The organism is Mesorhizobium sp. B2-1-3A, assembly GCF_006442655.1.
Lineage (GTDB): Bacteria > Pseudomonadota > Alphaproteobacteria > Rhizobiales > Rhizobiaceae > Mesorhizobium.
This window is the reverse complement of record NZ_VFWK01000004.1, coordinates 218,943-238,875: the sequence shown is the minus strand read 5'-3', so window position 1 is coordinate 238,875 and position 19,933 is coordinate 218,943. Positions and strand designations below refer to the sequence as shown.

The window sequence follows — 19,933 nt, the reverse complement described above, 5'->3', positions numbered from 1 at the left end:
GCAAACGGTGTCTTCTCCATGAACGGACGAGAGTGGTCTCTGCTTGTCGCCTGTTTGCTGGCGATCGTCATCTTTTCCGTCGCATCGCCTCACTATGCCACCTCTGGCAATGCGGCGACGGTGCTGCGCAACAGTGTCGAACTGCTGCTTGTCGGCCTTGGCATGACCTTGCTGCTGGCCATGGGCGGCATCGATGTGTCGATCGGCATCGTCATGGGGCTCGCGGCCATCGCCATCGGCCGCGTGCTCGGTGCCGATGGCAGTCCGGTGCTGGCGATCATTGTCGGTCCGCTGGTCGGGGCGCTGCTTGGATGCGTGACGGCAATTGTCGTCGTCCTCGGCCGCGTCCCCGCCATCGTCGGAACGCTCGGCCTGCTCGGCGTCTACCGCACCGCCGTCTTCGTCCTGCTCGGCGGGCAATGGCTTTCCGGCCTGCCCTCGAGCCTCACCAACATCCTTGCAACAACCGTACTCGGCGTCCCCGTTCCCGCCCTGGTGATCGCCATTGCCTATCTCATCGTCTGGCTGGCGTTGCGGCGGACGCCCTACGGGCTGCATCTGCTGGCGATCGGCAATTCGGAGGAAAAGGCGCGGCTGTCGGGTATACCGGTCATCAAGACCCGCTTCATGACCTTCCTCATCAGCGGCCTTCTGATCGGTATTGCCGCCACTTTCTATGTCGCCACCTACCGCAATGTGGAAATGACGGTCGGCAGCACGCTGGCGCTCGATGCCATTGCCGCGGTCATTCTCGGCGGCACGAGCATATTGGGCGGCAAATGCAGCCTGATTGGCACCGTGCTCGGCGTGCTGCTTTTGAGAATCCTCCAGAACGGGCTGCTGCTGATCGGTGTCCCCTCGCTCTGGCAGCCCGTCGTCACCGGCGTTCTCATCATCGGCGTGCTCGGCTTCGAAGCCGTCTCCAACCGGCTGCCGCTTGGCCTGATACAGCGGGCCCGCGCATGAAGACGCTCCGCAATCTGCAGGGCCCAGCCCTCACCCTGGCCTTGCTCTGCGCACTCTGGCTGATCGTGATTGTCGGCCTGCTGGCGCTCAGGCCTTCGGTCTTCAATCTCGGCACGGTCACCACCATTCTTCAGTTCTCGACGATCCTGGCGCTGGTTGGCCTCGGCCAGGCGTTGGTTATCCTGGCCGGTGGCGCCGGCATCGACCTGTCGGTCGGCGGCGCGGTCTCTTTATCCGCCATCGTCGCAATGCTTTGCATCAAGCTGGGCCTGCCACCTGTCCTGCTGCCGGTCGTCTGCATCCTGGCCGGGGCGGTGCTCGGCGCATTGAACGGATGGCTGGTCAACGGGCTTGCCCTGCTTCCCTTCATAGCGACGCTCGGCACATTCTTCGTCTATTCGGGCGCGGCACTCGCCGTCACCGGCGGTGCCGCCCAGGCCGGCGTGCCGTCCTGGCTGCTTGTCTGGGGGCGTGGCGTCGTCATGGGCATTCCCATGCCCTTCCTTACACTTGCCATCCCGTGCTTCGCCCTCACTGGCCTGGTGCTGATCTCGACGGCCTGGGGGCGCTGGATCTACGCCATGGGCTTCAATGAACGCTCGGCCAAGCTGGTCGGCATTCCGGTCGATCGCGTGCGCTTCATTCTCTATTGCTTGAGCGGAGCGCTCGCCGGTGCCGCCGGTCTGGTTTCGCTCGCCTGGCTCGGCAGCGGCAGGCCCAATATCGGCCAGAACCTCGAACTTGAATCGCTGACCGCCGCCATGTTGGGGGGCATCGTCATCACCGGCGGGCGCGGTGGCGTCGGCGGCGTTTTCGCGGCGGTCCTGCTGCTGGTCACGCTGAAGACCGGTCTTCTGCAATTGAACATCAACACGGTTTGGCAGGTGGGGATTGTCGGCGCCCTTCTGGTTTTCGTCCTTCTCGCCGACCGACTTTCCCAACGTTGGAGATCATGATGCCGTCCAAAGAAGAGATCATCGCCGCACGCGTCGAGGCAGCAGCCGACCGCATCGTCGCAACGCTGAGCGATCTCGTCGCCTTCCCTTCGATCGTAAAATCCAATCCCAAGGAGGCCGGGCCGGGCGAGCGCGATTGCCAGCTCTATCTGCAAAAACGCATCGAAGCGCTCGGTTTCACGACCGATCTCTGGGATCCGGACGGTCCGGCGCTCTATGAAAAATACAAAGGCCGCGCCGGCGCCAACAAGGGTCGGACCTTCGACGGCCGGCCCAATCTCGGCGGCGTCCTGAAGGGCACCGGCGGCGGACGTTCCATCATGCTCACCGGCCACATCGACGTCGTGCCGCCCGGCGCCGCCAGCCACTGGGCGACCGACCCGTTCCAGCCCGTCCTCAAGGATGGATTTCTGCACGGCCGCGGCACGGTCGACATGAAGGGCGGCGTCGCCTGCATGCTGATGGCCGTCGAGATCCTTAGGGAGCTCGACATTCCCCTGTCCGGCGACATCGTCTTCACCACCGTCGTCGACGAGGAGATCGGCGGCATGGGCTCGCTCGCCATGGTTGATCGCGGCTTTCGCGCCGACGCCGGCATCATGACCGAACCGACGGCAAACAGAATAGCGCCGCTCTGCCACGGCATCCTGTGGGGCAGGATCATCATCGACGGCATAGGCGGCCACGCCGAACTCACGCCGAATGCCTGGTATTCGAGCGGCCCGGTCGATGCCGTTCAGCTTTGCCGGCAAATCCTCGACGGTATCGACATTCTCAACCGGCGCTGGATGTTCGATCCCAGGAAGAACCATCCGCTGATGGACCTGCCCAACCAGATCATCGTCACCCAGATCAATGCCGGCGAACACCCCTCCTCCATGGCAGGACGCGGCGAGATCATCATCGACGCGCAGTATCTGCCGAGCGAGCACGACGAATTCAGGCTGGGCGGCAACGTCAAACGCGAAATCGAAGAACACATCGCCAATGTCTGCCAGGCGGACCCCTATCTGCGAGAGCGCCCGGCCCGCGTCGAATGGATCCTTGACGCCGACTGCGCCGAGATCCCGTCGGACAATCCGTTCGTCGGCGTCTTCCAGCAAGCGGTCGAGGACGCCAAGCTGTCACCGATCCTCAGCGGTTTCGGCGCGCACAGCGACATCGGCCTGCCGACCGGGCTTGGCAACACGCCGACCGTCAATTTCGGTCCTGGCGATCCGGCACAGGCGCATCAGCCGAACGAACGGGTGTCGGTGCGCGATCTCGTCGATTGCACAAAGGCGATTGCGATCGCCGTCGAGAAATGGTGCCGCTAGCAGGTAGCGGAAACACCGATCCTCACCCGCCAAATCGCGGTTCGGGAACGCCGGTTACGCCGATACCGCTGATGGCGAACAGGCTGCCGTGCGATACGCCGCAGGGAGGCGCGGCAGCAGCGGCTTGACCGTAGATCGTGCGAGGTTCGGCCGGCCAAACCTCACGCTGGTGATCGTCTTCACCGACATGTCGAAGATGCGATCGACGGGGGCGTCAGGCACGTAGCGCACCAGGCGGCCGTCATTGACGATAGCGCGCATGGCATTTCCTCCCTGATCGCCATTTATGCCTCGGACGATCGCGCCTGGGCGGAATATCTCCCCGGTGGAATTGCAGCGCCAACATACCATGGAATCCAGGCCGCGGGTAGAAAAACCCAAGCATTGCGAAGGTTTAGACCCCGGCCGCGCTCAAGGCGGATCGGTCCGGCAGGTCCCGGCGATCTGCTCGACCGCCTCTTCAAGCCCGGCAAGGTCGAAATCCGCCTGGCCGCGACCTGACAACAATCCGAACCGCCAGGAAAGCGACAGCCGGCTTGCGGGAACAAGGCGCTTGATGCCGTCGGCGCCGTCGCGCACCAGCATTCGGCCGCGTGACCCGACCGACCAGCTCTCGTCGAACTTGCCGCCGCCGTCGACGCTGACCGACATGGTGATCTTGCGGCTGGCCGAAACCCCGTCATTCAACTGCAGCCATTCGGTCCAGCGCGGTTCGCCGTCCGCCCGGCAGGCAATGGTCAGCACCGGGCTGTAGCTCAAGGCGCCGCCGCCGGTGATCAGCTTGTTGGTGGCATGAAGCGAAGCAGTGACAAGGCCGGCGTCGTCCGTGCCGAAGCGCCAGTCGCCGGCAAGCGCGCCGGCTTGGGCAAGATCACAGGCGAAGGCCAGAACGAGCGCCAAGGCGACAGTACGCCCCGTTTCAAAGAATAGGCTCAACGCCCCCTCCAGGAACCATACGGTTTGCAGCAGCAGCGCAGATAATGATCAACGCCTGGTATCGCCAAGTGCCGCGTCCCGAGAAGCGAACCGGCTGTTGCAGTTTCGCAACGAAAAAGGCCGCCCCGAGGGCGGCCTTCGTCGATTCCATCGAGTGCGGGAAACTTATTCGGCGTCCTTGGCGGCCTTCTTCTTCGGCGCAGCCTTCTTCTTAGGCTCTTCCGCCTCGTCGCCGGCCTCGCTCGCCTTGGCTTCGGCCTTCTTGGCCGCCGCCTTCTTCGCGGGCTTCGCCTTGGTCGTGGTTTCCGCTTCCTCGTCATCGGCCATCAGCTCTTCCTTGCTGACCTTGACGTCGGTGACCGAAATCTGGCCGAGCAGGTGATCGACCACCTTTTCCTCGAACATCGGTGCGCGCAGCGCGTTCAGCGCCTCGGGGTTGCTGCGGTAGAACTCGAAAGCTTCCTGCTGCTGGTTGGCCGGGAAGCGGCGAACCTGCTCGAACAGGCCGCGCTGCAATTCCTCGTCCGATACGGTGACACCTGCCTTCTCGCCGATCTCGGCCAGCACCAGGCCGAGGCGCACGCGGCGCTCGGCAAGACGCAGATATTCGGCGCGGGCTTCTTCCTCGGTCGTCTCTTCATCGGCGAAGGTGCGGCCGGCGGCTTCCAGATCGCGATTGACCTGCGCCCAGATGTTGTTGAACTCGGCGTCGATGAGCTTCGACGGCGCCTCGAACGAATAGGCCGCATCGAGCTGGTCGAGCAGTTGGCGCTTGACCTTCTGGCGCGTCATCGAGCCGAACTGGTTCTCGATCTGGCCGCGTACGATCTCGCGCAGGCGCTCCAGCGATTCCAGGCCAAGGTTCTTGGCGGTCTCGTCGTTGATTTCCAGTTCGCCCGGCTTCGACACTTCCTTGACGGTGACGTCGAAGGTCGCTTCCTTGCCGGCCAGATGCGCCGCCTGGTAGTTTTCCGGGAAGGTCACGGTGACCTGCTTTTCGTCGCCCGCCTTGGCGCCGATGAGTTGGTCCTCGAAACCCGGGATGAACTCCTTGGAGCCCAGCACCAGCGGCTGATCGGTGCCGGCGCCGCCGGCAAAGGCCTCGCCGTCGATCTTGCCGACATAGTCGATGCTGACGCGGTCGCCTTCGGCTGCCTTGCCGGTCTTCGGCTCGTAGCTGCGAGCCGATTCGGCGACGCGCTTGACCTGCTCGTCGATCTCGCTGTCCGGCACGTCGAACACCTGGCGCGTCACCTTGATGTCGGAGAAATCCTTGATCTCGATCGCCGGGATGACCTCATAGTTGAGGCGGAATTCGAAGTCGGTGCCGCCGGCCAGGATCTTCTCGGCTTCCTTCTCGTCCTCGGTCATGATGACTTCGGGCTGCATGGCGGCCTTTTCGCCGCGGCCGGTAATGATCGAACGGGTCGAATCATTGAGGATCTCGTTGACCACTTCGGCCATGAACGACTTGCCGTAGACCTTGCGCAGGTGCTGCACCGGCACCTTGCCGGGGCGGAAGCCGTTGATGCGGACCTTGTTGCGCGCGTCCGACAGCCGCGCCATCAGCTTGGCTTCCATGTCACCGGCCGGCACGGTGATCTTGATCTCGCGCTTGAGACCGGAGTTGAGCGTTTCGGTGACCTGCATCGTAAAACCTTTGTTTTCACCAATGAGACTGCCACGGCCTCTGCCGTTTACAGCCTGCCGGTATAATCTTGCCGGGAATGGCTTTTGGTACGGAACCTGGCGATTTGACCGAAATACTCAAACTCTCCCAAACTGCGTTCCAAAATGTGAATAAGTTCTTGTTTTTCCTACTTCTTATCACATTCTGTAGAAGCGGATCGTCGCGTCCCGTCACATTTGACACGCCTTTTGTCACAGGCGAGGCTAATTTTCAACAGTCTTCGCGTTTAGGCGAATAACCAGCATTTCGGCCCTGACCCGACATCTTGTCTCCGACATTGACAGAATGATGGCTACATGAGATTGCCGGGCCATGCGGGTATGGCGGAACTGGTAGACGCACCAGATTTAGGTTCTGGCGAGAGATCGTGGGGGTTCGAGTCCCTCTACCCGCACCAATGACGACATCCAACATTACTAATAGAGCGGCTCCTCGAACAACGTCTTGTCGCCGTCGACCAGCGCCTTGATCTGCGCGGTACCGTCGCTGGCGAGCGCAAGGCGTATCCCGAACGGGCGCACCCGCATGTCGTTCTGGATCGCGATGCCCTCGCCCTCGGGCAGGTAGAAGCGCTCGATGCCGTAGTCCGGCGCGATCGTCGTGCCCTCGCTGCGCAGGTCCCAGCCTTCGGCGACATGGCCCAGAATATCGGCCTCGTCGGCGGCAGCGGGCGTCGGCGCCTTGCCGAACCAGGCGGTGGTCGGCGCCCAGTAGCCGTCGGCACCCTTCTTCAGGCGGACCACGATCGAGGTGTCGTCGCTGGAGAACTTGCCGGCGGGAATGTTGGCGATCATTTTCACCGGAATGCGCGAGATATCGTAGCCGAGGATGATGTAGTCGCCGCGCAGCAGGTCGCGCGGATCGACGGGCTCGATCTTCAACAGCACGTCCTTGCCGTTGCGCAGGATCGCCGCCCGGCCGGCGATGATCCAGCTCAGGAACCCTATCTGAACGAGCGCCAGCACCAGCGCCGAGATGACAAGTTTCTTTCCGGTCATCATGCCGTGGCTCCCCCGGTCGCTGGACCGTTCATGCGTTTTTCGACGCGAATGATGACGACTGCCAGGATACCGAGCAGCACCGCGGCAGCCAGGAAGAAGCCGGCCGTGTCGAGCATCGACTGCAAGGTCACGACATAGATCATGGCGAGTTCGAAGGCGAAGCCGAGATAGGCAAGCCAGCGCAGGCCTCGGCTTTCCCGTCCCGCCAGCACGATAGCGGCAACAATGCCGGCAAGCGCGACGACCGAGGCGATGGTGAAGCCGCTGTTATAGGTGCTTTCGTCCGCCAGTTCGAACTGGATGATTGCCAGGCCGGTGAGGAAGCCGAGCAGGGCATGCAAGGGTAAGCGGCCGCCAAGTTGCACGATCCGGTCGACTGGTTCCGGTGCGAAGACGGCAGCCGCGAAAAGCACGGCGGAGACAACGACAAGGGGGATCGCCACCGGCAGCGTCGCGTGATTCCCGGCCAACAGCACGAGATAGAAGAGCAGCGACAGGATGATCAGGTGCCGCGCCGGCTGGCTGCGGGTCCAGAACGAGACGGCAAACAGCGCGACCGCCATGATGACGAAGGCATGCGGAAAGTTGCTGCGGCTGTAGTAATCGAACCCTTTCAGGAACAGCCAGGCGTCGGCGATACCGACCGCCGCGACAGTCAGCGGGTTCGACCGTAGCGCCACCGCCGCCAGCGCTGTGCCAGCGCCCCAGGTGACCAGCGCGGAAGCCTCGTCGCCGGACAAATGATACATCTGGCCGATCAGCGCGATCGAACCGCCGAAAGCAGCAGCAGCCACGATCCACAGCGCTTCGCCGATCGCCGCATGGTCGCGCGTCTTCAGCACCGCGCCGCCGACATAGCCGCCAAGGATGATGGCAAAGAGAGCGGCCACTCGAGCGAGCCGCGGGATCGCATCCCAGTTGGCGGCGACGAAGATCAGGATGGCCGCGCCAAACAGCAGCGCCGCCATCATCGCCAGGATCGAACCGAAGCTGAGCGACTTGCGCGCGTTGGCCTCGACGTCACGCGTCAGGGAATCGGCCGTCGCTGCGTCGATCAGGCCTGTCTGCAGCCACCGCGCGATGTCGGACCTGACCCGTGTCGAGTACCCTGCCATGCCCTGCCTCCCCCGCTAGGTGGTTTTTTCAGCCGAACCAGCCAAACCGTTGACGTCACGGCACTTTCTGATTCTGGCTTCTTTGTGTCAGGTCCGTGAAGGCGCGTTAATGCTGCATTGCACAATTTGCATTGCTGCCATGCAGCCATAGCGCTTTTAAATCGATATGGGCCCGCCTATTTATGGTTCGTACACAAACGGAATGATCCGCAAGAAAGACGAAACGAGAACTACCATGAACCTGATCCGCAACTACCGCAACTGGCGCCGCTACAGGGACACCGTGTCCGAGCTGAGCCGCCTGAGCAACCGCGAACTGACCGACCTCGGCATCAGCCGCAGCGACATTCCATACGTCGCTCGCAAGGCGGTCTAATTCTTCGGACCGCGAATGGTCCGAACAAGTTTCAAAAAAAGAGAACGACAATGAACCTGATCCGCAACTATCGTAACTGGCGCGTTTATCGCGAGACGGTTACCGAGCTGGGTCGCCTTTCGAACCGCCAGCTGCATGATCTCGGTATCGTCCGCGACGAAATCAAGATCATCGCCCGCAAGGCGATCTAACGGAATTTCGCTGGGATCGACCTCCTCCCCGAGCCCAGCGAAGACGGTCAGCCCTTACCCTCCTCCCAAGGGTTGACCACCAAAACGGCGCCCGCCGCACCTCCTCCCACGGCGGGCGTTGTTTCCCCGGGGCAAACGAGTTTTGCCCCAGAGGTTTCGCCCCTCTTCAAATGGCGAAAGGAATTTCGTCAAAGCCGACCTCCTCCCCGGCGATGACGAATAGGCCCAACCTTCACCTCCTCCCGAGGGTTGGCCAACCAAACGGCGCCCGCCGCACCTCCTCCCGCGGCGGGCGCTGTTTCCCAGGTGGCAAACGGATTTTGCCCCAGAGGTTTCGCCCCTCTTCAAATGGCGAAAGGAATTTCGTCAAAGCCGACCTCCTCCCCGGCGATGACGAATACGGTCGGCCTTCACCTCCTCCCGAGGGTCGACCCCCAAAACGACACCCGCCGGACCTCCTCCCCCGGCGGGTGTTGTTGTTTTCAGGGCAGGCTCTCCCGACCAGGCGTTTCCCGTTCACCGCCGCGCGACAATTGCAATCGCGGCGGCAAGCGATTATTCCGGCGCTCATGAGCAAAAATCCTATCCACATCATCGGCGGTGGTCTCGCCGGTTCCGAAGCCGCATGGCAGGTGGCGCAGGCCGGCGTTCCCGTTGTGCTGCATGAAATGCGGCCCGTTCGGGGCACGGACGCCCACAAGACCGATGGCCTGGCCGAGCTGGTCTGTTCCAATTCCTTCCGCTCCGACGATGCCGAAAACAACGCGGTCGGGCTGCTGCACGCCGAAATGCGGCTGGCCGGCTCCTTGATCATGAGCGCCGGCGATGCCAACCAGGTGCCGGCCGGCGGCGCACTTGCCGTCGACCGCGACGGTTTCTCCGAGGCCGTGACGAAGAAGCTCGAGGCACACCCGCTGATCAGCATCCAGCGCGAGGAAGTGCCAGGCCTGCCGCCGGCGGACTGGGACCAGGCGATCATCGCCACCGGGCCACTGACCGCGCCTGGACTTGCCCAGTCGATAGCGGAGGCGACTGGCGCTGATGCGCTCGCCTTCTTCGACGCCATCGCGCCGATCGTCCATTTCGACACGATCGACATGGACATTTGCTGGTTCCAGTCGCGCTACGACAAGGTCGGGCCTGGCGGCACCGGCAAGGACTACATCAATTGCCCGATGGACAAGGAGCAGTACCTTGCCTTCGTGCAGGCATTGGTCAACGGCCAGAAAACGGAATTCAAGCAATGGGAAGGTACGCCCTATTTCGACGGCTGCCTGCCGATCGAGATCATGGCCGAGCGCGGCGTCGAGACGCTGCGCTACGGGCCGATGAAGCCGATGGGCCTGACCAATGCGCACAATCCGACGGTGAAGGCCTATGCGGTCGTCCAGTTGCGGCAGGACAATGCGCTGGGCACGCTCTACAACATGGTCGGTTTCCAGACCAAGTTGAAGCACGCTGAGCAGGTTCGTATCTTCCGCACCATTCCGGGACTGGAAAACGCCGACTTCGCCCGCCTCGGCGGCCTGCACCGCAACACCTACATCAACTCGCCGACGCTGCTCGACGCCTCGCTGCAGCTGAAGTCGCGCCCTGGCCTGCGTTTCGCCGGCCAGATCACCGGTTGCGAAGGCTATGTCGAAAGCGCCGCCATCGGCCTGCTCGCCGGCCGCTTCGCCGCCGCCGAACGGCTCGGCCACGCACAATCCCTTCCGCCACTCACCACGGCCTTCGGCGCGCTGCTCAACCACATAACCGGCGGCCATATTGTTTCCGATGACGAGCCAGGCAAGCGCTCGTTCCAGCCGATGAACGTCAATTTCGGCCTGTTCCCCCCGGTGGAAGCGCCGAAGACCGAAGGCAAGCGCCTGCGTGGCAAGGATAAAACGGTCGCCAAAAGGCATGCCATCACATCGCGTGCGCTGGGCGATTGCCGGCAATGGCTGGGGCTGCCGGCGCAAACGGCCGAAGCAGCGGAATAGCACCCCGGATTGGACCCCAAGGAGAAAGTAGGATACTATCCTACTTCACACCTACCGGAGCCGTTCTATGGAATCCGCCGAGAAACTGTCCATCACTGTCACGCCCGCAATGGCGCGCATGATCCGCGAGAAAGTCGAGGATGGGTCTTTCGGCTCCGCGAGTGAAGTCATCCGCGCCGCGCTTCGCGCTTTCCAGCGCGAAGAGGAAGAGCATGCCGAACGCATGGCCTCGATCAGGGCACGGGTGAAGGCGTCAATCGAGGATACCAGGCCGAATCTTTCTGGGGAGGAGGTTCGCGACCGCCTTGGGCGATTGTTCGCACAGTATTCGAGCCGCGCCGATGATCCGGCGGCTTGAGGTCGAATATCGCGAAAGCGCCAGTAACGATCTTGCAGACATTTTCAGATACCTCGTTGAGGCGAGCGGAAGCCCTGACGTCGCGAGAAAGTTCGTTCTGCGCATCGAAGGCCGTTGCCAGAACATCGGCAATGCACCTCGCGGCGGCCGCTCGCGCGACGACATTGTGCCGGGGCTGCGAACCGTCCCGTTCGAGCACTCCGCCGTCATCGCCTATGTGATCGAGGGCGATGTTGTCCGCATCGTCAACATCTTCTACGGCGGCCGTGACTACGAGACGCTGATGCGCGACGGCGGTTCGAGCGACGCCTCCTAGCCGCCAAAGCAGCTACTCCGCCGGCTCGGCACTCGCCACAGGCAGTCCCGGCTTGCCCGCCTCGCCGGGATTCCGCCTGACATAGGCGGCCTTCAGGCTTTCCGAGGTTTCGCGCGAACCGTCATGGCTCCAGCCCGGCGGCTTGATCAGATAATTCAGGCGCTCGCGCAGCGTCAGGCCCGGCGCGAAAGCGTCCCTGAACATGCCGATCCATTCGTGGAATGCCACTTTCAGCGGGTTGAAGGTGCCGAGATTCTTCACGATGCCATAGCGCGGCCGATCCTCCTCCAGTTCCGGCACGAATGTGCCGAACATGCGGTCCCAGATGATCAGCGTGCCGGCATAATTGGCGTCGAGATAGCGCGGATTGGTGGCGTGGTGGACGCGGTGGTGGGACGGCGTGTTGAAGATCAATTCGAACCAGCCCCACATCTTGCCGATGGTTTCGGTGTGGATCCAGAACTGCCAGACCAGGTTGAAGCCGAAGGTGAAGGCGATCACCGCCGGATGGAAGCCGAGCAGCACCAGTGGCGCCTGTAGCACGAACATGAAGGTGAACAGCCCGGTCCAGCTTTGCCGGAGCGCCGTCGACAGATTGTAATGCTGGCTCGAATGATGGTTGACATGCTCGGCCCACACCCAGCGCACCCGGTGCGCAATGCGGTGATAGACATAGTAGCGCAGGTCATCGAACAGGAAGGCGGCCAGGAACACCCAGACCGACAGGCCGAGATTGAAGATGCGGAACTGCCACAGCCACAGCAGCGCCCAGTAGGAGACGACGCCAAGCAGCAGCCCGGCGACGACATTGCCGGTGCCCATCATCAGGCTGGTCAGCGTATCGCGCGTCTCGAACGAGCCCTTGGCGCGGCCGCTGCGCACCAGCCAGAGCTCGATCAGGATCGCGGCGACGAAGAACGGAATGGCCAACTGGGTGACCTGGGGGAAATCATAGCTGTCCATCACGCGGCCTCCCTCGCGGAATTTGAATGATGCGACCCGAGAGCATTCAGCAAGGCCTGGGCATCGGCGGCACTCGCGAAGCGGAATCGGCCGCCCTTCCAGGTGAAATCCGTCAGCCGAACCAGAACCGTATGCGCCTCGCCGGCGCCGGACACCCTTGTGTCTGCAGGCGTGACGATGCGGGTCAAAAAGCAATCGCCGATGCCGTGAACAATGCCGATACGCCCTCGCCCAAGATCGAGAAATGCGGTCTTGGCATCCGCCGTCAGGCGGACTGTCGCAGCCGTCTCGTCAGGATAATCTTCTGCGAATCGGCGCAGCGCCTGATCCGGACCAGCCAGTGTGGCCGTCTTGCTGCCGCCCGTGAAATGCACCGCGGCAACCGACAGCGCAATGCCAAAGGCGACGATCGCGACCAGCACGGGCAAGCTCATGGATTTCCTCCGCGCCGGCCTGTCGTCTTCGGCGACAGTTTTCGGCTCGGCCGAATCCTTAACACGATTGACGTTTACGTCAAAGTGGCGGCCAGCCCTTGCTTGCGCGCCGCAACAGGAGCCAATGCCGGCGCAGGGCAGAGAGCCGCGCGACGCTGTCGAGCGGTGAATGGCTCGAGCCTTCCATCTTGTCGAGATAGGCGCGCGACAGCGCAAGTGGCATGAATGCCGGGCGCAACGACGCCGGCAACTCCGCAGCGCCCCGCTCGAAGGCTGAAAGGTGTTCGCGTGCCAGCGCGATCATCGCCGCCACGGCGCGCTGCGCTCCAGGCCCGCCATCGCCGGTAACAAACTCTTCCGGCGACGATCCCGCCGCCGCCAGGATGTCGGCGGGGATAAAGCACTGCCCGCGCTTGCGGTGCAGCGGCAGCAGCAGAAGTAGGCCGGTCATCGCCTGCGCACAGCCCGCCCTGCCCGCCAGTTCCGCAAAGCGCGGCGCCTCGACGGGATCAAGCACCATCGCCGCTAGCTGGATGAGCGCGGCTGCTGTCTCGCCGCAATAGCCTTCCAGATCCGTGCGCGACGGCATCGGATCGTCGTAGAGATCGAAGATGCGCGCTTCGAGCATATTCTCGAAGGCTAGTTTCGGCAGGCGATGAATGGAAATTGTCGCCTTCAGCGCGTCGGCGGTGGGATGGCCGATGCCTGCGCCTTCATTGTCGGCGGCGATGAGATCGCGCCACCATTGCAGCCGTACCTCACCCGGCAACGCTTCGTGTATGCGGTCGCGAATGCCCGCGACCTCGGCATTGAAAGCGTAAAGCGAAAACAGCGCATCGCGCTTGTCGACCGGCGCGTAGAGCGCCGTGAGATACCGGTCATGGTCGGCGGCGCGCACCGCGTCCATGACGATTTTGGCATTCTGGGACATATCAATCGACGGCGATGAGCGCGGCAGCCACGGCGCGGTCTTCCGCCAGAAGGACATTGTAGGTCCGCACCGCTGCCCCGGTCGACATCGGATCGGACGCTATGCCTGCCTCTTTCAAAGCCGCCCGCAGCGCTGCCGGCAACGGCCGGAGATCCTTGCCCATGCCGACCAGCAGGATCTCGACCTTGTCGGCCTCGGCCAGAAGTTTGTCGAAATCCGCCACCGTCAGCGCTGCCGCGTCCGCCGGCTCCCAGCCACGGATGCCGGATGGCAGGCACAGCAACGAGCCGCGGTGCGACATGTCGGCAAAGCGGAACCCGCCATTGCCATAGGCCTCGATCGGAGCGCGGCCTGGGAAATGCGCCTCGCGGATGACGATCCCTTTGCCGGTCACCACTCAGTCACCCCTTCGGGGCCGCGCGTCAGGTCGCGACCGCCTTGCCGCCGCCGACCGGCTTCTCCTCGTCGGCCGTGGTCTGTGGCCGCAGCTTGAACAGGATCAGCAGCGGTGCGGCGATGAAGATCGACGAATAGGTGCCGAACACGACGCCGAACAGCATCGCCATGGTGAAGGAGCGGATGACCTCGCCGCCGAACAGCACCAGTGCCAGCAAAGCCAGGATCGTCGTCACCGAAGTCAGCGTCGTTCTCGAAAGCGTCTCGTTGATGGCGTTGTTGAGCAGCTGAGGCAGCGGCATTCGCTTGTATTTTCGCAGATCCTCGCGGACGCGGTCATAGACCACGATCGTATCGTTCAGCGAATAGCCGATGATGGTCAGGATCGCCGCCAGCGATGACTGGTTGAATTCAAGGCCCGTTATCACGAAGAAGCCGAGCGTCATGACCACGTCGTGCACGGTCGCAACGATGGCGCCGACCGCGAACTGCCACTCGAAGCGGAACCAGACATAGATCAGGATGCCGATGAGCGCGATCAGCATGGCGATCGTGCCTTGCTTGGCGAGTTCGCCCGACACGGTCGGCCCGACGACCTCGACGCGGCGGAAGTCATAACTGTCCTGCAACTCGCCGCGCACCTTGTCGATGACCGTCTGTTCGGCGTTCTCGCCCGCATCCTGGGCGCCGACACGGATCAGCACATCGTTCGGCGCGCCGAACTGCTGCACCTGCACTTCGCCGATGTTGAGCTCGGTCAACCTGGCGCGGATATCGCCGAGATTGGCGTCGCCGCTCTTGGACTGCACCTCGATCAGCGAGCCGCCCTTGAAATCGATGCCGTAATTGATGTCGACGGTCATGAACAGCACGACCGACAGCACCGACAGGATGCTCGACAGGGCGAAAGTCCAGCGGCGGATGCCCATGAACGGAATTTTCGTACCGGGCGGAATGAAGGTCACCGGCGCCCTCGGCAATTCCTTCGGACGGGCGCGGCGCAGCCAGATCGACACCAGCAGGCGCGTGAAGGTGAAAGCGGTGAACACCGTGGTCAGGATGCCGATGGCGAAGGTGATAGCGAAACCTTTGACCGGCCCAGTGCCGAGATAGAACAGCACCACCGTCGCGATCAGCGAGGTAACGTTGGAGTCGACGATCGTCGCCAGCGCCTTGGTGAAGCCCGTATCGATCGCCTGGATCACCGAGCGCCCGTTTCGTCGCTCCTCGCGGATACGTTCATAGATCAGCACGTTGGAATCGACAGCCATGCCGATGGTCAGCACGATACCGGCGATACCGGGCAAGGTCAGCGTCGCGCCGAGCAGCGACAAGAGCCCGACGATCATCGCCACGTGCACCGCCAGCGCGATGTTGGCGAGGAAGCCGAGGAAACCATAGGCGACGAACATGAAGGCGACGACGAGGATCGAACCGATGATACCGGCGACCTTGCCGGCATGGATCGAATCCTGGCCAAGGCCCGGACCCACGGTACGTTCCTCGATAACGGTCAATGTCGCCGGCAACGCGCCGGCACGCAAAAGCACGGCCAGATCGTTGGCGCTCTGGGCGGTGAAATTGCCTGAAATCTGGCCGGTGCCGCCGAGGATCGGCTCACGGATCTGCGGCGCCGAAATCACCTGGTTGTCGAGGATGATGGCGAACAGCTTGCCGACATTCTGCGAGGTCGCCTGGCCGAAGCGCGCGGCGCCCTTCGAATCGAAGCGGAATGAAACCACCGGCTCGTTGTTCTGCGAATTGTACGTCGCTTGCGCGTCGACGAGGTTTTCGCCCGAAACGATGACGCGGTTTTCAATCAGATACGGAACCGGCGGATCGTCCTGGGAATAGAGCACCGAGGAGCCGGCGGGCGGACGACCCTTGAGCGCGTCCTGCACAGGCATCGACTGATCGACCATCTGGAAGGTCAGCTTTGCGGTCTGGCCGAGGATTTCCTTCAGCCGCTGCGGATCCTGCAGGCCGGGCACCTGGACAAGGATACGGTCGTCGCCTTGCCGCTGGACGATGGGCTCGGTGGTGCCGAGCTCGTTGACGCGGCGTTCCACCACTTCGATCGATTGCGCCAAGGCGGTCGACGTGCGGTATTTGATGCCGGCGTCGGTGACGGTGAACTTGAGCAGGCCCGGTTCGGAATCGTCCAGCGACATTTCCTGGATCGACCCGCCGGTGAACAGGCCGGCGGCGACCGGATCGGTCAAGGTCTTCAACGCCTTCTTGGCGGCATCGAGTTGCGCCGGATCCGTGATGCGGACCTGCAAGGTCCGCCCCGTACCGCCAAGGCCGGTGTAGCCGATCTTGGCGTCGCGCAGCAGCGTGCGGATTTCGTCGCGCGTCGTCTCGAGCCGATCCTTGATCAGATCGTTCTGGTTCATCTCGAGCAGGATGTGCGAACCGCCCTGCAGATCGAGGCCGAGTGTCATTTGCCGCTTCGGCACCCAGCTCGGGAGCTGGGCCAATGTGCTCGCGGGAATGAGATTGGGCGCGGCGAGGACCACTGTGGCGGCCACGGCCAGCCAGATCAGGATCATCTTGAAGCGCGAAAAATACAGCATATGGCGTCGTCCGTCAGAGCGTGTCCGCGGATCGCTCCGCCTGGAATTAGGTTATTTCTTGGCGTTCTGGTTCGCCACGGGTTCGCCCTTGACGCGCACGTCGGCGATCGTCGAGCGCAGCGCGGTCACCTTGGTGCCGCCGCCGAGGTCGATCTCGAGCTCATTGTCGTCGATCACCTTCGTCACCTTGCCGACGAAACCGCCGCCGGTGACGACCGTGTCGCCGCGACGGACCGCCGCCAGCATCTCGCCGCGCTTCTTCAGCTGCGTGCGCTGCGGGCGGATGATCAGAAAATACATGATCACGAAAATCAGGACAAACGGCAAAATGCTGATGAGCATATCGGGAGAGGTGCCGCCGATGCCTTGGGCGTATGCCGGTGTCACGAACATCGAGAGTACTCCTGAATTTTGAAAACAGCCGCCAACCGTCCTGCGGAGTTTGGCGGCCCCTTGAAATTTGGCCGGAATATAGTCGGTAAAGTTGTCAATGCAACTGCGCGGCCGGGCAAATCGGCTGCTTTTCCGGCCTGCCGGGCCGTGTTAGAGCATGATCGCGAAAAGCGCGAGCCGGTTTTCGGAAAAGATCACGCTCGAACAAAAGGTTGGAACCGGTTTCGAACCCGACGGAATCGAACGGGTCCCACCTGCCCGCCCCGCGGAAACGAACCAAAAGACCTGAAATGACCGACAGCAGCATCGACGCCCTCAACAAGAAACTTGACCGCCTGATCGAGGCTGTCAGCCGCCTCGCCCCGCCGCCCGTGCCCGAAACCGACCTTGGTGAAGCCGATTGCTTCGTCTGGCAGGCTGATCCGGGCTACCTGGAGCCGGTGCGCAAGGTCAACCGCGTCGATATCGGCCTGATCCGGGGCGTCGACCGTGTCCGCGACATCCTTGTCGACAACACCGAGCGCTTCGCCGCCGGCCATCCGGCCAACAATGTGCTGTTGTGGGGCGCGCGCGGCATGGGCAAATCGTCGCTGGTCAAGGCCGTGCATGCCGAGATCAATGCCAAGGCCAAATCACAAAAGGCCAGATCCGACCTGCCGCTGAAGCTGATCGAGATCCACCGCGAGGACATCGACACGCTGCCGAAGCTGATGGGCTTGCTGAAAGCAGCCCCCTTCCGCTTCATCCTGTTTTGCGACGATCTGTCCTTCGATCACGACGATACATCCTACAAGTCGCTGAAGGCGGCGCTTGAGGGCGGCGTCGAGGGGCGCCCGGCCAATGTCATCTTCTACGCCACCTCGAACCGCCGCCATCTGTTGCCGCGCGACATGATCGACAATGAGCGCTCGACAGCCATCAACCCGTCCGAGGCGGTCGAGGAAAAGGTCTCGCTGTCCGATCGTTTCGGACTTTGGCTCGGCTTCCACAAATGCTCGCAGGACGAATATCTCGAGATGATCAACGGTTATGCAAGCCATCATGGCCTCGACATCGATCCCGAGCAGCTGCGCGCCGAGGCGCTGGAATGGGCGACGACGCGCGGCAGCCGCTCGGGCCGCGTCGCCTGGCAGTTCACGCAGGATCTGGCCGGCCGGCTTGGCAAGCCGCTGAAGGATTGAGGCATCGCCAAAGCAAATTCCGGGATGTCACCTGGGCGGCTGCGCCCGTCGCAAGTCACGCGGCGTCTGGCCAATCTCGCGGCGCATCCAATGCGCCAGATGTGATTGGTGCGCGAAGCCCGTCAGTTCCGCAACCTCGCTTGTGCTGAGATCGCCCTGCTGCAGCAGAACGCGCGCGCGTTCGACGCGACGTCGCAACACATAACGATGCAGGGTGATGCCCATTGCCACCTTGAACCATGTCCGCAAATGCGAGCTGCTGGCGCCGGCAACCCGGCTCAGGCGATGAATCGAAAGCGGCTCATGGAGGGCGGCTTCAATGTGCTCCAGGACGCGCTTGAGCTGGGCATCCGACAGCCGGTTTGTTCGATCGATGTCTGAATCATCGAAGCCAAGCAACCTGACCGCGAGCGCGGCGCCGATGCTGTCGGCAAACAGAGAGCCGCTCGGCGCGCCGGCATCGAGATCGCTCTGGAGTGCTCGAGCAAGATGTTCGATGCGTTGGTCACGAAGCAAATGGCGTGTGTCGAGCCGCGTTGCCAGCGCCTTGCCGCCAAGTTCCGCCGCCACCCTTTCCATAAGGGCTGGCTGCAAGACAATCTCAATCGTATCGAACGGGGTTTCAGCCTCGAAACCGCCCTCCTCGCCAGCCGGCACCAGGTCGATGTCGCCGGCACGCCTGACGAAATATCGCCCAACCTGATTGCAGTAGGAGCGCGTCGCCGCGCTTGCATGCACCATGATGCGATGGTCTGACGCGCGCGACAGACGGTGGACGCCGGCCTCGATATGCCGGGAAACCATTGTGATGTCGGAGGAGGATCGGGCCGGAGCGAATTGCGGACGCATGCTCTCTCGATTCATGGCAAAACCTGTCCAAGATTTGGCAATTCCCGCGCGATTTTCAATGCCGGGAACCGGTACTCACGCCTCTCCATCAAGCAGAGAGGTTGCCATGAGTTTCTATGTTGTTGTCGGCGCGGGCCCGGTTGGACGCGAGACCGCTCGCCTTCTTGGCGAGGAAGGACATGACGTCGTCCTCACGAGCCGAAGCGTCGGCTCGAACGCACTGCGCAACGTGCGGGCCATGCAAGCCGACGCCACGGATGCCTCGGAACTGGCGCGTATCTGCCAGGGCGCCGAGGCCATCTTCATGTGTGCCATGGCCACGTATCATCGGTGGCCGACCGACTTTTTCCCCATCATCGACGGAACCGTGCGCGCGGCGGAAGCGGTCGGCGCGAAGCTCATCGTGCTCGGAAACCTCTATGGCTACGGGGCAAATGCCGATAGCCCGCTTCGCTCCGACCTGTCTCTGGACCCGACTTCGAAGAAGGGAACCGCCCGGACGATCATGTGGCAGCGGGCGGTTCGTGCCAGTGTACCGGCGATCGAATTACGGTCCAGCGACTATCTCGGACATGGCGCAATCAGCTATTTCTCACTGGTCGCGCTGCCCTCCATCATCGAGGGCAAGCCTACCGCCTTCATTGGAGACCTCGACGCAACCCATGCCTGGGCCTTCACCAAGGACGTCGCCAGGACACTTGTCGCGGCCGCCCGCTACAGGGGTGAATGGGGACGGGCGTTTCACGTTCCCTCGCAATACGCCTCCCCTCGGGAACTCATCCAGAAAACCGCGGCGATGCTCGGGCAAGAGATTTCAGAGACACGTTCCTACTCCGTCCCCGAAATGGAGGCCCTGGGCATGCATGAGCTCATCGAGATGAGCTACCTCTTTGAACGTCCCTTGCTGGTCGACTCCTCGGACGCCGAGACACTTCTCGGCGTGAAGGCCAGCAGCCTTGAGGAGATGATCGCCGACACGCTCCTTGATCATCTCTGAGCCTTGCGGG

23 protein-coding genes and 1 tRNA gene are annotated in these 19,933 nt (G+C 62.7%); 11 read left to right on the top strand and 13 right to left on the bottom strand.

Annotated elements, in window-relative coordinates:
• Positions 1-18: 18 nt before the first annotated feature.
• From FJ977_RS16845 to FJ977_RS16835, 3 genes are read left to right on the top strand one after another with little or no spacing between them, the layout of a single operon-like run.
• Complete coding sequence (locus tag FJ977_RS16845) at positions 19-966, top strand: ABC transporter permease (RefSeq protein WP_246683129.1); 948 nt, start codon at positions 19-21, stop codon at positions 964-966.
• Entirely contained in the window at positions 963-1,922 is a 960-nt protein-coding gene (locus tag FJ977_RS16840; protein WP_140773175.1) for an ABC transporter permease, read from the top strand. The genes FJ977_RS16845 and FJ977_RS16840 overlap by 4 nt, the downstream gene beginning before the upstream one ends.
• A complete protein-coding gene (locus FJ977_RS16835; RefSeq protein WP_140773174.1) occupies positions 1,922-3,238 on the top strand; it encodes an ArgE/DapE family deacylase in 1,317 nt (438 codons plus the stop codon). Before FJ977_RS16840 ends, FJ977_RS16835 begins: the two co-directional genes overlap by 1 nt.
• A gap of 54 nt (positions 3,239-3,292) precedes the next feature.
• Here FJ977_RS16835 and FJ977_RS16830 read toward each other — a convergent pair whose 3' ends face one another.
• The 3 genes from FJ977_RS16830 to tig form a co-directional block, all read right to left on the bottom strand.
• Positions 3,293-3,499, bottom strand: a complete 207-nt coding sequence (locus FJ977_RS16830; RefSeq protein ID WP_246683127.1) for an SMP-30/gluconolactonase/LRE family protein — start codon at positions 3,497-3,499, stop codon at positions 3,293-3,295.
• 150 nt (positions 3,500-3,649) lie between these two features.
• Positions 3,650-4,174 (bottom strand): hypothetical protein, encoded by a 525-nt coding sequence (locus tag FJ977_RS16825; RefSeq protein WP_140773173.1) that lies wholly within the window; start codon positions 4,172-4,174, stop codon positions 3,650-3,652.
• Between the two features lie 165 nt (positions 4,175-4,339).
• Positions 4,340-5,824, bottom strand: a complete 1,485-nt coding sequence (gene tig, locus FJ977_RS16820) for a trigger factor (protein ID WP_140773172.1) — start codon at positions 5,822-5,824, stop codon at positions 4,340-4,342.
• 354 nt (positions 5,825-6,178) lie between these two features.
• On the opposite strand from tig, the gene FJ977_RS16815 reads away from it, so the two are divergent.
• Positions 6,179-6,261, top strand: a tRNA-Leu gene (locus FJ977_RS16815).
• Positions 6,262-6,280: 19 nt separating this feature from the next.
• Here FJ977_RS16815 and FJ977_RS16810 read toward each other — a convergent pair.
• Both FJ977_RS16810 and FJ977_RS16805 read right to left on the bottom strand, forming a co-directional pair.
• On the bottom strand, positions 6,281-6,865 hold the full coding sequence (locus FJ977_RS16810; RefSeq protein ID WP_140773170.1) for a GDYXXLXY domain-containing protein: 585 nt from the start codon (positions 6,863-6,865) through the stop codon (positions 6,281-6,283).
• Positions 6,862-7,980 carry a DUF2157 domain-containing protein gene (locus FJ977_RS16805; protein ID WP_140773169.1) on the bottom strand — a complete coding sequence of 373 codons (1,119 nt, stop codon included), beginning with the start codon at positions 7,978-7,980 and terminating at the stop codon, positions 6,862-6,864. The genes FJ977_RS16810 and FJ977_RS16805 overlap by 4 nt, the downstream gene beginning before the upstream one ends.
• Positions 7,981-8,215: 235 nt before the next feature.
• Here FJ977_RS16805 and FJ977_RS16800 point away from each other — a divergent pair, with 235 nt between their 5' ends.
• The 5 genes from FJ977_RS16800 (at position 8,216) to FJ977_RS16780 (ending at position 11,203) form a co-directional block, all read left to right on the top strand.
• Positions 8,216-8,356 (top strand): DUF1127 domain-containing protein, encoded by a 141-nt coding sequence (locus FJ977_RS16800; protein WP_013531315.1) that lies wholly within the window; start codon positions 8,216-8,218, stop codon positions 8,354-8,356.
• A 50-nt stretch (positions 8,357-8,406) separates the two neighbouring features.
• Positions 8,407-8,547, top strand: coding sequence for a DUF1127 domain-containing protein (locus FJ977_RS16795; protein ID WP_065005581.1), 141 nt, complete (start codon positions 8,407-8,409; stop codon positions 8,545-8,547).
• Between the two features lie 569 nt (positions 8,548-9,116).
• On the top strand, positions 9,117-10,529 hold the full coding sequence (gene trmFO / locus FJ977_RS16790; protein WP_140773168.1) for a methylenetetrahydrofolate--tRNA-(uracil(54)-C(5))-methyltransferase (FADH(2)-oxidizing) TrmFO: 1,413 nt from the start codon (positions 9,117-9,119) through the stop codon (positions 10,527-10,529).
• Between the two features lie 67 nt (positions 10,530-10,596).
• Positions 10,597-10,887 carry a type II toxin-antitoxin system ParD family antitoxin gene (locus FJ977_RS16785; RefSeq protein ID WP_140773167.1) on the top strand — a complete coding sequence of 97 codons (291 nt, stop codon included), beginning with the start codon at positions 10,597-10,599 and terminating at the stop codon, positions 10,885-10,887.
• A complete protein-coding gene (locus FJ977_RS16780) occupies positions 10,871-11,203 on the top strand; it encodes a type II toxin-antitoxin system RelE/ParE family toxin (protein ID WP_181179910.1) in 333 nt (110 codons plus the stop codon). Before FJ977_RS16785 ends, FJ977_RS16780 begins: the two co-directional genes overlap by 17 nt.
• Before the next feature lie 12 nt (positions 11,204-11,215).
• Here the strand turns inward: FJ977_RS16780 and FJ977_RS16775 are convergent, their stop codons facing one another.
• The 7 genes from FJ977_RS16775 to FJ977_RS16745 all read right to left on the bottom strand — a co-directional run bounded on the left by FJ977_RS16775 (position 11,216) and on the right by FJ977_RS16745 (position 17,203).
• Positions 11,216-12,166, bottom strand: a complete 951-nt coding sequence (locus FJ977_RS16775; RefSeq protein ID WP_181179908.1) for a sterol desaturase family protein — start codon at positions 12,164-12,166, stop codon at positions 11,216-11,218.
• The gene (locus FJ977_RS16770; protein WP_140773164.1) at positions 12,166-12,600 is read right to left on the bottom strand and encodes a hypothetical protein; all 435 of its coding nucleotides are present in this window, start codon (positions 12,598-12,600) and stop codon (positions 12,166-12,168) included. The genes FJ977_RS16775 and FJ977_RS16770 overlap by 1 nt, the downstream gene beginning before the upstream one ends.
• Positions 12,601-12,679: 79 nt before the next feature.
• The gene (locus tag FJ977_RS16765) at positions 12,680-13,531 is read right to left on the bottom strand and encodes a phytoene/squalene synthase family protein (RefSeq protein ID WP_181179907.1); all 852 of its coding nucleotides are present in this window, start codon (positions 13,529-13,531) and stop codon (positions 12,680-12,682) included.
• A 1-nt stretch (position 13,532) separates the two neighbouring features.
• On the bottom strand, positions 13,533-13,928 hold the full coding sequence (locus FJ977_RS16760) for an Mth938-like domain-containing protein (RefSeq protein WP_181179905.1): 396 nt from the start codon (positions 13,926-13,928) through the stop codon (positions 13,533-13,535).
• A gap of 25 nt (positions 13,929-13,953) precedes the next feature.
• Positions 13,954-16,503, bottom strand: a complete 2,550-nt coding sequence (secDF, locus tag FJ977_RS16755) for a protein translocase subunit SecDF (RefSeq protein ID WP_140773163.1) — start codon at positions 16,501-16,503, stop codon at positions 13,954-13,956.
• Positions 16,504-16,554: 51 nt separating this feature from the next.
• The gene (gene yajC / locus FJ977_RS16750; protein WP_056572354.1) at positions 16,555-16,896 is read right to left on the bottom strand and encodes a preprotein translocase subunit YajC; all 342 of its coding nucleotides are present in this window, start codon (positions 16,894-16,896) and stop codon (positions 16,555-16,557) included.
• A 94-nt stretch (positions 16,897-16,990) separates the two neighbouring features.
• Positions 16,991-17,203 (bottom strand): hypothetical protein, encoded by a 213-nt coding sequence (locus FJ977_RS16745; RefSeq protein ID WP_140773161.1) that lies wholly within the window; start codon positions 17,201-17,203, stop codon positions 16,991-16,993.
• Between FJ977_RS16745 and FJ977_RS16740 the strand changes: the two genes are divergently transcribed.
• Complete coding sequence (locus FJ977_RS16740; RefSeq protein WP_140773159.1) at positions 17,187-18,077, top strand: ATP-binding protein; 891 nt, start codon at positions 17,187-17,189, stop codon at positions 18,075-18,077. The two genes, FJ977_RS16745 and FJ977_RS16740, sit on opposite strands and share 17 nt — an antisense overlap.
• A gap of 27 nt (positions 18,078-18,104) precedes the next feature.
• Here the strand turns inward: FJ977_RS16740 and FJ977_RS16735 are convergent, their stop codons facing one another.
• Positions 18,105-18,926, bottom strand: a complete 822-nt coding sequence (locus tag FJ977_RS16735) for an AraC family transcriptional regulator (protein WP_140773158.1) — start codon at positions 18,924-18,926, stop codon at positions 18,105-18,107.
• A 106-nt stretch (positions 18,927-19,032) separates the two neighbouring features.
• On the opposite strand from FJ977_RS16735, the gene FJ977_RS16730 reads away from it, so the two are divergent.
• Positions 19,033-19,923, top strand: coding sequence for an NAD-dependent epimerase/dehydratase family protein (locus tag FJ977_RS16730; RefSeq protein ID WP_140773156.1), 891 nt, complete (start codon positions 19,033-19,035; stop codon positions 19,921-19,923).
• Positions 19,924-19,933: the final 10 nt, after the last annotated feature.